This is a genomic window from Sphingobium sp. CCH11-B1, assembly GCF_001556865.1.
Lineage (GTDB): Bacteria > Pseudomonadota > Alphaproteobacteria > Sphingomonadales > Sphingomonadaceae > Sphingobium.
In genome coordinates this window covers 35,451-49,075 of record NZ_LSJY01000112.1, presented here as the reverse complement: position 1 = coordinate 49,075, position 13,625 = coordinate 35,451, and the positions used below count along the sequence as shown (strand labels likewise).

Genomic DNA, 13,625 nt, shown 5'->3' with positions numbered 1-13,625 from the left:
ATCGGGGCAGGCAGGGCAGGGCTCCATAGAAGGGTGTGATGGCGGCAGATAACTCCTTGCGACGCAGCGCGATGCGCGGCGGCGTTTATCTTATCGGGCGACAGGCTCTTGGGGTTTGCCTCAAGCTCATCGGCGTGATGCTGATCACGCGCGTCTTGGGGCCAAGCGAATATGGCTCCTACGTGACAGCCTTCAATGTCTATCAATATGCGCTGTTGTTGGGACAGGCGGGGGTGGGCGTGTATCTGCTGCGCTACCCCGGCACCGTGCCGGACATTGCGATACGGACATCCTATTCGCTGCTGATGTTCACGGCGGCCATCCTGTTCATTGCGATGGAAGGGACGCGTGGCCTGGTCGCCGGATGGAGCGGCGTGTCGGGCTATTATTCCGTCATGGCGGTGGTGGCGGTGGCGCTGCCGTTCCAGCTCCTGTCCATTCCCGCGACGATCGGGCTGGAGCGCGATCTTAACTACCGCAACGTCGCCGTTATCGAAATCGGCGGCGACGTTGCCTATTATGCGATCGCCGCGCCGCTGGCGCTGATGGGATATGGCGCGTTTGCCCTGGGGGTGGCGCTGCTTGTCCAGAAGATGATGTTCTGTGCGCTCGCCCTCTACATGGCGCGCACGCTGCCGCGGTTCGGCTTCGACCGGGCCACCGTCAAGGAAACGGTCCGCTATGCCGCCACCTTTTCCTTCGCCAACTGGGTGTGGCAGCTGCGAATGCTGGTCAACCCGCTGATCGCCGCCCCTGTAATCGGCGCGCATGGCGTGGGCCTTATCGGCATGACGGTCGGGATTCTTGAGATGCTTTCCATCGCCAAGACCATCGCCTGGCGGCTGTCCGTATCGATCCTGGGGCGTGTGCAGGACAATCTGGACAAGTTGCGGCAGGCGGTGACGGAAGGAATGGCGCTCCAGACCCTTGTGGTGGGGGCGCTGCTGCTGGGCTTCAGCTGGACCGGCAGCTATGTCGTGCCGCTGGTGTTCGGGGCCCGCTGGGCGCCGGTCATGACCTATTTCCCCTATATCGCGCTGTCCTATGTCACGATCGCGACGTTCAACGTCCATTCGGCGGTGATGTCGGTCATCGACCGCAATCGCGACCTTGCCATCTATCATCTGATCCATGTCGCGGTATTTGCGGGAACCACATGGTTCGCGGTGCGCCAGGTCGGCGCGATAGGCTATGGGTACGCGGAACTCGCGGCCATCCCGACCTATCTCGTCATGCATATCGTGCTGACGCGCGCGGTGGGGTCGCCCAATTACAGCGTCGCCGCCTTGTGGTGGGTGGCTTGCGCCATCGGCCTGTTCTGGCGTGAACTGGGCCTGTGGGCGATCGCTGTTCCCTTCGTCGCGCTGGCGATGCCGATATCGGTAAGGACGATCAAGGGCTACGTCGCTCTTGTTCGAAAGCCCAAGGTCGCGCCCGAACCGGAGTTCGCCGCATGAAGGTGGTCCAGGCAATCCCCCGCAGGATGCGGTTCGAAAAATCGGCCGCCTCGTCTGTTGAGCTATGCGTGTCGGAATGGGTGGCGGGCAGTCGCTACCGGAACGACACCATCGTCGTCGCCGAGGCCAGCGAACAGCCGCCGATCCTCGATGTCGCGGTTGAACGGCTGCCGCCGGCGCGAAAGTTGACGTCCTGGCGCCTCGCCACATTTCTGCGCGGGTTTGTGAAGCGGGCGGGCGTCGACGTCATCGTTACCCAGCAGCATATCCCGACGGCAGGCCGCATCGCGCTGTTCAACCCCCGTACGCCTGTGGTGCTTCAGACGCATAATTTCGTGGACGCGCCGGTCAAGGGACGTTTCGCTGGCGTGCGAAACAAGCTGACGGCGGCATCGCTCAACCGCCTGTCGGGCATCACCCTTATCAGCGACGCGACCCTGGCCCGCTTCGATCAGGACTGGCCTCAGGTTGCCATACCTCGCGCGGTCGTGACGAACGGCTTCGATTTCTCTTCCTGGGACATGGATCGGGAGAAAGAACCGCTCATCGTCGTGACCGGGCGCGCCAATGACACCAAGGGCATCGTCGAATGCGCGGAAGGGATCCGGGACAGCCTGATCGACCATCCCGGCTGGCGCGCCGTGCTCATCCTGTCCGAAACCATTTATCCCGATTACATGGCCCGCGTTCATGCGGCGCTTGCCCCGTTGGGGGACAGGGCGGAAATCAAGACCAACATCCCTTATGCCCAGGTGAAGGCGATCGTCGAACGCAGCGCCATTTCGATCGTCGCGTCGAAATGGGTGGAACCGTTCGGCCGCACCGCGCTGGAGGCCCATGCCGCGGGTGTGGCGCTCATCTCCTCGGGGACAGGCGGGTTGCGACAGATCAGCGGCGACGCCGCGCTCTATCTGCCGGAAGTGACAGGCAAAGCGGTGGAAGACGCCTTGCGCACGCTGATTGATGACGCGCCGTTGCGCGAACGGCTCGCCAGGGAAGGGGCGCAGCGCGTGCGCCGGCTTTTCTCGCTTCGTTCAGCCGATGGGGATGCGCCCGAACTGTCGGTCTGCGGCAAACTGGATCGCTTTCTGGAACAGGTCGTCGCCCATTCGCGCACGGTGCGCAGCTGATGGCGCGGATTCTCATCAATTTCACCTCACCCTATCCCAACAAGCTGACCGGCATATCGACCTATGTCTGGCGGATTGTGGAGGCGCTGCACGTCCACGGCCGCCATGATTATGTTCTGGCGACCAACTGGACCATCGATCACATACCAGCGGCGATCGTGAAGTTGGGCCTGCCGATCGTCCATCGCACCTTGCCCATCAACGAGACGCTGGCGCTGGCGACGAACACATTCTGCCTTCCCCGCCTGATGCGGGAAGTGGGGGCGTCGCTGATCTTCCACACCCAGCCGGTCGCCATGTTCGCAGGAATGCAGGACAGCGTCACGGTCCTCCACGACCTCTACCGCGCAAGCCATCCCCATTTGTTCGACAGCGCGCAAGTGCTGCAATGGCGGCATGTGACCAGCCGGGGGTTTTGCAAGTCCGGCCGGCTGATTGCCGTTTCGGAAGCGACCCGCACGACCGCTCTTCGCTGTTACCCTGCGCTGGCGGGTCGAATCTCGGTGGTCCACGAAGCGTCACCGATCGACGGGGGGCCGGAAGAATTGTTGCGAAACGAAGAAAGGGAGTGGGCGTTCGGCCTGATGGTCGCGAACATCACCCGCAACAAGAATATCGAATTGCTGTTCAGGGCGCTCACGCTTCTCGCTCAGGAAGGATTGCGTCCGCGGATCATGTTGGTAGGGCGCGACGATGTGGGCCTCCTGCCCGGATTGATGGCGCGCTATCCCCATGCCGATGTGGTCCAGGCAGGCAGCCAATCGGAAGAAAGCCTGGCCGAACTCTATGCCACCGCATCGGCCTACATCAACACTTCAACCGTTGAAGGGTTCTGCCTGCCGATTCTGGAGGCGCAGACCCTTGGCCTGCCGGTCGTTTGCACGGATATACCTGTGCTACGCGAGGTCGCGGGGGAGGGAGCCGCCTTTATCGATCCAGAGGATCCCAGGTCGCTTGCGGGCGTCCTGCGGTCTCTGGTGGAGCAACCGGCCATGCGGGCCGATCTGCGCACCAAAGGGAGGTTGAATTGTAAGCGGTTTAGTTGGAAGAAGGCCGCCAAAGAGACGGAAGATATATTCGATAGCCTCCTCGCCGAACGGGCTAATCAGAGGAATTGACGAACATGTCTGTTGGTCTCAAGCTTTCGGATGGGGGTGCCCGACGGTTGACCGCCGCCAGCTATTTTCCGGACCTGTCCGGCGGCGGTGCTGAAAGGCTTCATACGCTCCTCGTCGCGCCGTTTCGCAGTCTGGGCATAAAGCCCAGTTTTCTGCTGGATCAGGAGGGGGGCGCGCTGATGGGCACGGTGCCGTCCGATGTATCCGTGCATGTGCTGGAGGCGTCTCGTACGCTGGCCGCACTGCCCAAGCTGGTTCGTCATCTGCGTCGAAACCCGCCTGATGTGCTGATTTCCAACATGGAACATATGAACATCATCGCGGTGGTCGCGAAGATGCTGGCGCGTGCGCCGACGCGAGTCGTGGTGACGCAGCACAACGCCCTGTCCCAACAGGTCAAGCGCCGGTCGGCCCAATGGCGCGTCATTCCCGCTCTCTACCGTCGGATATTGCCGCACGCGGACGCCATCGTCGCCGTGTCGGAAGGCGTGGCCGATGATCTTGCGAAAACCGCCGGGATACGGCGTGAGTCCATCGACGTCATCCACAATGGCGTCATAGATGAGCATTTTGACGCCCGATCGCAACGGGACTGGGATCATCCATGGTTCCGTCCCGGGTCACCCCCGGTCATCGTCGGCATGGGTCGCCTGGTGCCGCAAAAGGACTTTCCGTCTCTGCTGCGTGCGTTCGGCCGTCTTGCGGAACGGTCCGATGCGCGACTCATGATCCTGGGCGAAGGCGAAGAACGGCCCGCGTTGGAGGCGTGGATCGAAGAACATGGCCTTTCCGACCGTGTGGCCCTGCCCGGTTTCCTCGCCAACCCGCTGCCCGCGGTTCGGAAGGCGTCCGTTTTCGTGATGTCCTCCCGCTTTGAAGGGTTCGGCAATGTCCTTGTCGAAGCACTGGCGGTTGGGACGCCGGTCGTCAGTACCGATTGCCCCCACGGTCCCGCCGAAATTCTGGATGGCGGTGCCTATGGCAGGCTGGTTCCGGTCGGGGACGATGATGCTCTGGCGGACGCCATCCTCGCCAGCATTGCCGATCCCGACGACGCAGACAGGCTGATCCGGCGCGGGCGTCATTTTTCGGTTCAACGCTGCGCCGCTGATTATGCGGCGCTTTTCAACCGCATCACATCGGGCTGAGGAAACAGGTCGCTTGGCATCCACGCCTCCTACCAAGCCAAAATTCCAGTTGATCGAGGCGGCGCGCGGCGTCGCGGCGATGCTGGTGGTATTTCACCATATCGGCAGCATGCTGGCCGAGCCTCGTTTCTACGGCGTGGAGCCATTTGCCCAGCATTTCCGTAACTTCAATGTGGGTGTAGATTTCTTCTTCGTCCTCAGTGGCTTCATCATCACCTGGGTCCACTGGCGCGACATGGGACGGCCCGAAACGCTGGGCGGCTATGCGGCCAAGCGCTTCTTCCGCATCTTCCCGCCCTATTGGGGACTGCTGTTCCCGCTGATCATTGGACATGCGTTGTTCCCGGATCCGCGCGACCCGCTGGAAAATGATCCGCTCCACATTCTCCAATCGATCTTTCTCATCCCTTCGCCCGAACATCCCGTTCTGGGCGTCGCCTGGACTTTGACGTTCGAGATATTCTTCTACGCCTTGTTCCTGATCGTGCTGCTCAAGGGCCGGGACAAGATCATGTTGTTCTGGCTTTGGGCGGCGGCAATCGTCGTTGTCCAACTCAGCATGGAACCGGTCTTCCCACTCAGTTTCCTGTTCAGTCCCTTCAACCTCGAATTCGTCATGGGGATGACGGCGGCGGCGCTTCTGCGCCGATATCCGCGTCTGCCGGCCCCGATGTTCATGATGATCGCGGGCACGGTTCTGTTCGTCGGCTTCATGTGGTTCGCTCCCCACATACAGGATGTTTCGCTGCGTGGCCGGCTCGTCTTCGGCACAGCGTCCGTCCTGTTCGTGCTGGGCGCCGTTGAACTGGAACGGCGCAGGGCCGTGCCCGTGCCCCGGCCCATGTCTTTCCTGGGCGCGGCGTCTTATTCGCTATATCTCATCCATCCGTTGGCGGTCCTGGTGGCCGCGCACGCTATCCGGCTGGCGCTGGGGCGGTTGCTGCCCATTGAACTGACGGTGTTCCTGATGTTCGCCGGGGCGCTGGTCGCGGGCAGCCTTTATCACCTCTTGGTGGAGAAGCGCTTGACGATGGCCGCCACTTTCTTGATGCAGCGGGGGTCTGCGCGTCGCGCTGCCGGCGAAGCGTGAAATCGGTGAATGGAGCGACCATGATGGATTCGGATGCGCCGGTGGAGCGGCCGAGGAAGCCGAGCGACATCGTGATGGATTTCATCGCGATCCTCATATTGATCTCACCCATTTACGGCTGTTTCTTTCCGTTCGAATCCTACGTGTCGTTGCCTTCCAAGATCGGTGCGGAGGGATATACGGCGCTGCCGTTCCCGGTGACCACCGTCAGTCTCATCATTATCATGATGATCGCTGCCTTTTTCGTGTGGAAGACAGTGCAAACCGGCAACCGGTTCCGTCATGACTTCCTGGCCTATGGTCTGATTGCCGTCGCCTTCCTGTCCGCGCTCTGGGCCTTCGACCCGGTGATGAGTATCCAGCGCGCCGCACGGCTGATGCCGTTCACGATCTTCGCGATCATTTTTCCGCAACTGTACGGGCCGGCGAAGATCTTGCGCCTGATGACGGTCGCCTTTCTGGTCAGCGTCATCCTCTCGATCTTGGTCTGCATCCTCGAGCCGGGCATGGGCGTCGGTCGCATCGGGGGGGCCTATGACCTTGCCTGGCGCGGCGCGATGATCCAGAAGAACCTGACCGGGATCATGTTCGCCATCGGCGCAGTCGTGACCTATGCCGCATGGCGGATGAATGGCGTCAGCCTGCCGCTGGCGGCGGTGACCGCATTGGGCTGCGTGTTTATCGTCATCATGTCGCAATCCGGCACGGCAGCAGCCAGCCTGGCGCAGGCGATCGCCGTGATCGCCTTCATGACGATGATTCAGCGCGCGAAGATGGAAACACGGATCCTGCTCATCCTGCTGGCCATCCTGTCTCTCGCCATGCTGGGCCTACTTGCATATGCCGTGTCTGACCTGCTGTTTGGCATGGCAGGCCGGGACGCCACTCTTACCGGCCGAACGGATGTGTGGGAAATTGCCATCCGCACACTTGAGGCGCATCCCATCCGGGGATTTGGCTATGCCTTCTGGACCGCCGACAACCCTGCCCGCAACTCGATCTGGCGCCAGCTTGGCTATGCCGTCGGCCATTCGCACAACAGCTGGCTCGACCTGTGGCTTCAATTGGGCCTTGCCGGTCTGGGCATCATGATCGCCATCGTGGTTCGCAATATCTATCACACGTTGCGCCTCATATTGACCACCCGGCATCCGCTGGGTCCGGCAATTATGGGCCTTGTCATCCTGCTGCTGGTGCGCTCGATGACGGAAGTGCAATATACCGATCCGTTCCCGTCGATCCTCTATTTCCCGCTCTGGGCGGACATGTGCGTCGTGCTTGTGCTGGCCTCCGGAGCCACGCGCGTGCCGCGCCCGCGCCAGCCTTATCAGGTCGGGGTGCTGCGTACTTCATGATCTCCTAGACAAGGTGTCGAATCGTCCATGGCAAGCCTTAATAAGCTGAAAAAGCTGCGCACGGTGGTGGTTGGCGCGAAACGCCTGTGGTTCAACCGGGTGTGGGGCATGGATATCCATCCCACCGCCGAATTTTCGCTTAGCACCCATTTCGACAAGACCTATCCAAAGGGCGTGCACGTGGCGGAGGAAAGCTATGTCGCGCTCGGTGTGATGATCCTGACGCACGATACCACCCGTCGCCTCTATCGCGACACCCGGATCGAAAGACATTGCTTCATCGGGGCGCGGTCGCTCATCATGCCCGGCGTCACTGTCGGCGAAGGGTCGATCGTTGCCGCTGGCGCGGTCGTCGTACATGATGTTCCGCCGCGCAGTATCGTCGCCGGTAATCCCGCCAAAGTGGTCCGGTCCGATATCCGCGTCGGTCCCTATGGCCGGTTCGAACAATGATCCACGCGCCCCGGACCTGCACGTCCGGGACGCCTGAAATCGATCAGGGCAGATTCCACGCCGGGCGCGGGTCGGCTGACAGGCGCAGGATGGGTCGGTCCACCGCCACCGTGAAGCTCGATCCTGGCGTATAGCCACCGGTCCAGAAGTTCATGACCAGCGTGGTTGTTACCTGTGCCACCATAGCACCCTGCGGCACCTGGAACGGCTTGGTCGCCAGCCAGAAGACGCCACGACCCGAAGGCGGGTTCGCGCCATATTGGGCCGACCCATATTGGTTGCTATCGATCACGCCTGCTTGCGCCTGCACGATCGTCGCGCCGCCGCCGTCGAGCAGCGAAACCGTTAATACCGGCACGGCCGACCTTGCGTCCGCCGCCTCTATGCGGACGTAGGCGCGGACCCACTGGCCCGCCTGCGGCAATCCCGTCGCCAGGACAGGGAATGTCAGCCTGCTCTGGTCCCATGCGCCGGTCGCGCCTGGGCTGATCGTGATGATCTGTCGATTGAAGGTGGCGTTGCTGCTGTCCTTGCTGCCCACCTGTGTCGATCCGCCGCCTGACCGGCTCATGTAGAGATTATAGCCGGTCGCCACCGATCCCGTGGTCGCCGCGCCCGTCCGGGTGCCCGCCGTTCCGGTCAAGCCATAGGTCGAGGAGGGCCAAAGATTGTTGCTGGCTGCATTTTCGTCAAAGACGTTGCCGGGGGCGATCAATGTCCGCAGCAGCGGCAGCAGATAATCCTTGGCCACCAGATTGACGCCTTTGGCGTTGAGGTGAACCGCATCCATGTACAGCGTCTGGTCGATGCCATCGGGGTTAGTGGCGCTGGTCAATGCTGGGGCCGGGTCGATGATCCCGGCCACGCCTTCCCTCATGCTCTGCGCCCGGATCCACGCATTCACCTCACGGGTGGTCTGGTGGCGTGCGTCGCCCTGGGGCCAGTCCGCGCGCGGATAAAGGGTGGACAGGACGGTCCACACCCCCTGCTGGCGGATGCGCGTCAACATCCTGTCCAACTGGGCGATGACATAGGCGGAGTCTGCCGGCGTGTTGCTGCCCACGACATCGCCGGTCGCGATGCTGTTGGTGCCGCAGTTCAGGATGATGACCGCCGGATCCCGCGACAGGGCGTAGCGCAGCCGCGTCATTGCCCCGTCGCTGACCGATCCCTTCATCAGATGATCGGACGGTATGCCCTGGTTGGCGCCGTTGATGCTGACCGCGTTGATCGAACCGTTATCGGCCCGGCGCCATGGATCAGTGGGGTCATACCAGCTGTCGAAATTGAACCGTGGATCGATTGACCATGCCGCCTCGATCAGACCTTTCGCCGTAACCGGCGCAGCCAGCACGCCCGAATTGGCCGCAACATTGTTGAAGGCGGAATGGCTGTCGCAAAACGCCATGACCTTGGCACCTGCGGGCAGCGGAAGCGGCGGCAGCATGCGCGCCGCCGCCGGGATCCGGTCGTCCGATGATCCCGCGCCGTAAGCGACCGGCGCGCTGCTCAAAACCTGCGCGAAGGCAGGACCGACGGACAGCAGGCAGAAGGCAACCGTGAGGGAAGAGAGCAAACGGATCATGGCAACCTCGCGATCTGGACGTTGCATCCGGTGGTTCCGACGAGCGTCGCGTCGACCATCGCGTTCGAACCCAGCGCGACCACGGTTCCGCCGCTACTGTCGGAAGCGGTCCGGCTTAGCAGTGGGAGCATCGTCGCGCCATCGGGGCCGCGATAGCGGAGGGTGACGGTGCCATAGCCGGCGCATCCCTGTGTAACCACATAGGTGCCGCCATAGAGCGTTGCCGGCCCTGTGGACGCATTGGCCGATACGAGCACGTGGGATTCCTGTTTCGGGGCAGTCGGCAAAGGTGTCGCCTCCGTCACAGCGGTCCAGTTGTCGTCGGCGGCGCCATAGCCGATGCTCGCCCCCGGCGCGAAGTTGCCGGGCAGTCGCACCGACTGCGCTCCGGCGCTGCTTCCGACCACGCAACAGGCCAGAAGGGCAAAGCCTATCCATCTTGTCATACGGCACTCCTTCATATGGGAGTGTCCGTAATATGCATGGCGCAATGCTGTAGGACAGCCCTTCAGCGATTGATGAAAGCGCGCAGGCCGTCGATCAGTGGTTGCCGGGCCGTCACGTCATGCGTGGTGAAAGGCTTGAGGTTGGACGCGGTCATATAATGGTCCAGCTCGTCTTCCGTCGTGGCGGCGTAGATGCCCGGACGGTCGCGAAACGACGACAACGTGGCCATTTGATGATCGTTGCGATGTTCGCCCAGATCGGCACGTCTTGCGAACAGCACGGCGGGCTTTTCTGCTCGCGCCGCGCTCAGGATCGTACCAATGCCGGCGTGACCGACGATGATGTCGGCCGACCGCACCAGACGGTCGAACTGGGACGGGGCAAGGGTGGCATGTGTTTCCATATGGGCGTAGCTACAACCTGGATCGCATGTCTGGGCGATGACCTTCAGCCCCCGCCTGCCCGCGACTCGGTCGACAGCCTCCAGAAAGCGTGGAAAAGGGAGCTGCGTACCCACCGTCGCGAAGATCATAGTACCGACCCCAGAAATTCTGCGCCTTCCTCCTGTGCCACATTGGGCCATTGGCTGACCCAGAGGTCGGCATGACGCTGCGCCTTTTTACCGGCCATGGAAAACTCCTCCGCATTGGCGATGCTGTCGACCCAGATCGTTCGGGCCCCCGTCTTGCGGCCGATCGCCAGCGCTATGACTCCGGGCAGCGCGCCGGTCGATATGATGACGTCCGGCCGCAAACGAAGGATCAAAAGGGCGATCCGCAACGCCGAAATGGCCGCTTTCACCGGTTTGTTGCGGTTGCAATCCGGAACGATGTGCACGTGCGGCAACGCTGCCAGATCGCCCGCGCCTTTGAGCGTGGTCGCGAAAAACGCCTGATTTCCGTCGAATGCCGGTCGCATCAACATCAACTGTTCCCAATGGCCGCCGCCGGAAGCCACCGCAAGGATGCGCTTTTTTCTCACAGCCGTATCGTTGCCGTTCATGATGGGTCCGATATCCTTTGCGGGATGATGTCGTTCACGCCAATAGGATGACACAGCTATTTCGCATCTGCAAAAATCACAACCTCTTTGATGGTATGTTCGCAGAATGGCTTCTTTAAGGACGGCTCGAAAAGCTGAACAGCAATCCGGTGATTCTTTCCGGCAAGGTTCCGCCTTTTAGGCTGATCTTGCGGGCAAGCCCCAGGTGGTATATGTGCTTTGCAACAAATTGGAAATGGGTAACCCCTCAAATGGAATCCAAAAGACTGGCTCTACGCAAGTTTTTTTCGCTGATTGCTGTTCTCCTGATGGTCCTTTCGGGGTCGTCATATGGAATTGCTGCAGCGCAAGATCAGGCTGCGGCCTCGCCGTCCAGCGATCCTTCCTCGGGCAACTATCTGCTCGGCGTTGCCGACAAGGTGCGTATAATCGTTTACAACGAGCCCAGTCTGTCGGGCGAATTCATCGTAGGGGACAATGGATCCCTTTCCCTCCCGCTGATCGGCGAGGTCGTCGCGAAGGGCCGTTCGCAAAAGGTCGTCACCGAAGATATCCAGGCACGCCTTGCTGATGGCTATCTCAAGGAACCCAGGGTCAGTCTGGACGTTCTGACCTATCGTCCCTTCTATATACTTGGTGAAGTGGCGAAGCCGGGGGAATATCCATATTCCAGTAATCTCACCGTGATGAATGCGATCGCTCGTGCAGAGGGATTCACTTATCGTGCGAACAAAGGGAAGGTTTTCCTGAAGCGTGCGGGAGAAAAAGAGGAGAAGGCGGTCAAATTGACTCCCGACCTCGAAGTGATGCCGGGCGACACCGTGCGCATCGGTGAACGATATTTTTAGAAAAACTGTGTAGCCAAGGGGCGGGACATGTTGAGCGAAGGAAGGGGCGCGATGCGCTACGTGATTGCAGCCGCACTTCTCAGTGTCGGCACCGCCGCTATTGCACAGCCGTCCAAACCGGCTGTCACCGGAACCAAGGAGCGCGGATGCCGCCCCGATGGAACCGTCGCCGACCCCGCGCAGGCAAGCGCGCTGGCAAGCAACATCCTGGCCCGCATTCAGGCGCAGCCAAAGACCGCAACCGTGGACGATATTCAGGGTGTCGCCGCATTTGCGATCGATCAGTCGGGGGCCGGCGACGCTGTCGTCGTCGCGGCATTGACCCAATTGCTGAATGAAAAATTAACCCCGGTTCAGCGCTTGGCGATCCAAAACTTGCTGCGTGTTCGCAGTTGCGGTACAGGCGCGCTGCCGGGAAGCGGCGCGTCGCTTGGCGCTGGGCCTGGCGGCGGTGGCGGCGGTGGCGGCGCGACGGATTATTCGACGCCTTAAGGTTGTTCCGAGGCGCGTTCTGCTGTGCGCAAGAAGAATGCCGGCATCATCAGGGTGTTGCCGGGTAAAAGAGCAAAACATGATTGGGGATCATCTTATGACACGCGTCCTGTCCAAGGTCGGGAGCAGCCTGTTCGCCGTCATCCTGATGCAAGCCGCTAGCGCTGAGGCGCAGGTTGTAAGTACACGTATCTTCGATACGACCATCCCCATCACATATGACCGCGGTCGGAACGAAAGTGTCGTCGATCGCCCCCGGCCGGCATGGGCTCCGATCGGCTTCCGTCTCGGCGGCGTAGTGCTTAATCCGTTTCTCGATGTGTCGTTGGGTTATGACGACAATGTTTACCAGACGGAAAATGACGAGAAGGGGGACGGGCTGCTGACCGTCGCGCCCCGGCTGGTCCTGACCTCCGACTGGAGCCGCCATGCTCTCAATCTGGATGCCGGCGGCACCTTCGTTCGTTATTTCGACGAAAGCCCCCGCGACGAGGATGGTTGGACGGTGGGCGGCACCGGCCGGCTTGACATCGGCCGTGGCTCCATCACCGGCGGCGCTCGGACCAGCCATATCTACGAAAGCCAGCTTACCGGCGCATCCGTGCCCGATGCGCGCAGCTCGATCCCGGTGCAGGCGTCGATCTTCAAGATCCTGGGCGACATGAAGTTCGCCCGCTTCCGCACCGTCGCGACGGTCGATCATTCGATTTACGATTATCAGACCGTACAACTGCTGAACGGCACCTTCTACGATCAGGCTGATCGCGACCGGAAAATCACGCGCGCCATCGGCCAGGTAGAATATGGCATTACGCCCGATGCCGGCGTGTTCGTCCGGGCGGGCTATACCGACACGGATTACAGGAACATCCAGCAGGTGGGCGCCATCAACCGCGACTCCCATGAATGGCGCTTCCTCTCTGGCCTGACGATGGACGTCACGGCCCTTCTGCGCGGAAGCGTTGGCGTGGGCTATGTCAAACGTCGCTACCTCGCACCCGGCTTGCCGGATGTGAAGGGTTTCTCCCTCGACGCGAAGCTGGAATATTTCCCCACGGACCTGACGACCGTCACCCTGACCGGTCGTCGCCAGGTCGAGGATTCGATCCTGGGCGGAAGCAGCGGTTATTTCAATAACGGCGTTGCGATGCGCATCGATCACGAACTGCTCAGGAACCTGATCGTCAATGCCGGCGTCGATTATGAGCATGATGATTACAAGGGTATCGATGGCAGCGCGACCATCCTGCGCATGTCCGGCGGTGGCCAATATCAGGCGAACCGCCTGATCTGGTTCAATGGCAACCTCGCTTATGGACGCCGCACGAGCGACAATGCTCTGAACGGACCCAGACTGGACGAGTTCCGGATGACTTTCGGGGTGTCGATCCATCCGTAACGCGACCCCCAATTGTTGCTTAAGTTTTTGAGGCACATGCAAATATGCTGACAAGCGCTACCCCTGAATCTTTTCAGGAAGATCATCTCCGCGAAAATGAA

14 protein-coding genes are annotated in these 13,625 nt (G+C 61.2%); 10 read left to right on the top strand and 4 right to left on the bottom strand.

Going from position 1 to position 13,625, the window contains the following annotated elements:
• Nucleotides 1-38: 38 nt before the first annotated feature.
• Genes AX724_RS11915 through AX724_RS11885 form a run of 7 tightly spaced genes read left to right on the top strand, consistent with a single transcriptional unit; the run spans nt 39 to nt 7,751 of the window.
• Nucleotides 39-1,457, top strand: a complete 1,419-nt coding sequence (locus AX724_RS11915) for an oligosaccharide flippase family protein (RefSeq protein WP_066766613.1) — start codon at nt 39-41, stop codon at nt 1,455-1,457.
• The gene (locus AX724_RS11910) at nt 1,454-2,587 is read left to right on the top strand and encodes a glycosyltransferase family 4 protein (RefSeq protein ID WP_082733505.1); all 1,134 of its coding nucleotides are present in this window, start codon (nt 1,454-1,456) and stop codon (nt 2,585-2,587) included. Before AX724_RS11915 ends, AX724_RS11910 begins: the two co-directional genes overlap by 4 nt.
• Nucleotides 2,587-3,705: a glycosyltransferase family 4 protein gene (locus AX724_RS11905; RefSeq protein ID WP_066766607.1), complete on the top strand. Its 1,119-nt coding sequence runs from the start codon at nt 2,587-2,589 to the stop codon at nt 3,703-3,705. Before AX724_RS11910 ends, AX724_RS11905 begins: the two co-directional genes overlap by 1 nt.
• Nucleotides 3,706-3,710: 5 nt before the next feature.
• Complete coding sequence (locus tag AX724_RS11900) at nt 3,711-4,853, top strand: glycosyltransferase (protein WP_066766604.1); 1,143 nt, start codon at nt 3,711-3,713, stop codon at nt 4,851-4,853.
• A 13-nt stretch (nt 4,854-4,866) separates the two neighbouring features.
• Nucleotides 4,867-5,943 (top strand): acyltransferase family protein, encoded by a 1,077-nt coding sequence (locus AX724_RS11895; protein ID WP_197421560.1) that lies wholly within the window; start codon nt 4,867-4,869, stop codon nt 5,941-5,943.
• A 20-nt stretch (nt 5,944-5,963) separates the two neighbouring features.
• Complete coding sequence (locus AX724_RS11890) at nt 5,964-7,298, top strand: O-antigen ligase family protein (protein ID WP_066766602.1); 1,335 nt, start codon at nt 5,964-5,966, stop codon at nt 7,296-7,298.
• Between the two features lie 27 nt (nt 7,299-7,325).
• Entirely contained in the window at nt 7,326-7,751 is a 426-nt protein-coding gene (locus AX724_RS11885; RefSeq protein WP_066766601.1) for an acyltransferase, read from the top strand.
• Nucleotides 7,752-7,794: 43 nt separating this feature from the next.
• Here the strand turns inward: AX724_RS11885 and AX724_RS11880 are convergent, their stop codons facing one another.
• From AX724_RS11880 to AX724_RS11865, 4 genes are all read right to left on the bottom strand, one after another.
• A complete protein-coding gene (locus tag AX724_RS11880; protein WP_066766599.1) occupies nt 7,795-9,336 on the bottom strand; it encodes an SGNH/GDSL hydrolase family protein in 1,542 nt (513 codons plus the stop codon).
• Nucleotides 9,333-9,782: a hypothetical protein gene (locus tag AX724_RS11875; RefSeq protein ID WP_066766594.1), complete on the bottom strand. Its 450-nt coding sequence runs from the start codon at nt 9,780-9,782 to the stop codon at nt 9,333-9,335. The genes AX724_RS11880 and AX724_RS11875 overlap by 4 nt, the downstream gene beginning before the upstream one ends.
• Nucleotides 9,783-9,844: 62 nt before the next feature.
• The gene (locus tag AX724_RS11870; RefSeq protein WP_197421559.1) at nt 9,845-10,186 is read right to left on the bottom strand and encodes a glycosyltransferase; all 342 of its coding nucleotides are present in this window, start codon (nt 10,184-10,186) and stop codon (nt 9,845-9,847) included.
• 125 nt (nt 10,187-10,311) lie between these two features.
• On the bottom strand, nt 10,312-10,785 hold the full coding sequence (locus tag AX724_RS11865) for a glycosyl transferase (protein WP_066766588.1): 474 nt from the start codon (nt 10,783-10,785) through the stop codon (nt 10,312-10,314).
• A gap of 149 nt (nt 10,786-10,934) precedes the next feature.
• On the opposite strand from AX724_RS11865, the gene AX724_RS11860 reads away from it, so the two are divergent.
• The 3 genes from AX724_RS11860 (at nt 10,935) to AX724_RS11850 (ending at nt 13,524) form a co-directional block, all read left to right on the top strand.
• Nucleotides 10,935-11,633 (top strand): polysaccharide biosynthesis/export family protein, encoded by a 699-nt coding sequence (locus tag AX724_RS11860; protein WP_231736667.1) that lies wholly within the window; start codon nt 10,935-10,937, stop codon nt 11,631-11,633.
• Between the two features lie 27 nt (nt 11,634-11,660).
• Nucleotides 11,661-12,125 (top strand): hypothetical protein, encoded by a 465-nt coding sequence (locus AX724_RS11855; RefSeq protein ID WP_156448067.1) that lies wholly within the window; start codon nt 11,661-11,663, stop codon nt 12,123-12,125.
• A gap of 97 nt (nt 12,126-12,222) precedes the next feature.
• Nucleotides 12,223-13,524, top strand: a complete 1,302-nt coding sequence (locus AX724_RS11850) for an outer membrane beta-barrel protein (protein WP_197421558.1) — start codon at nt 12,223-12,225, stop codon at nt 13,522-13,524.
• Nucleotides 13,525-13,625 lie beyond the last annotated feature (101 nt).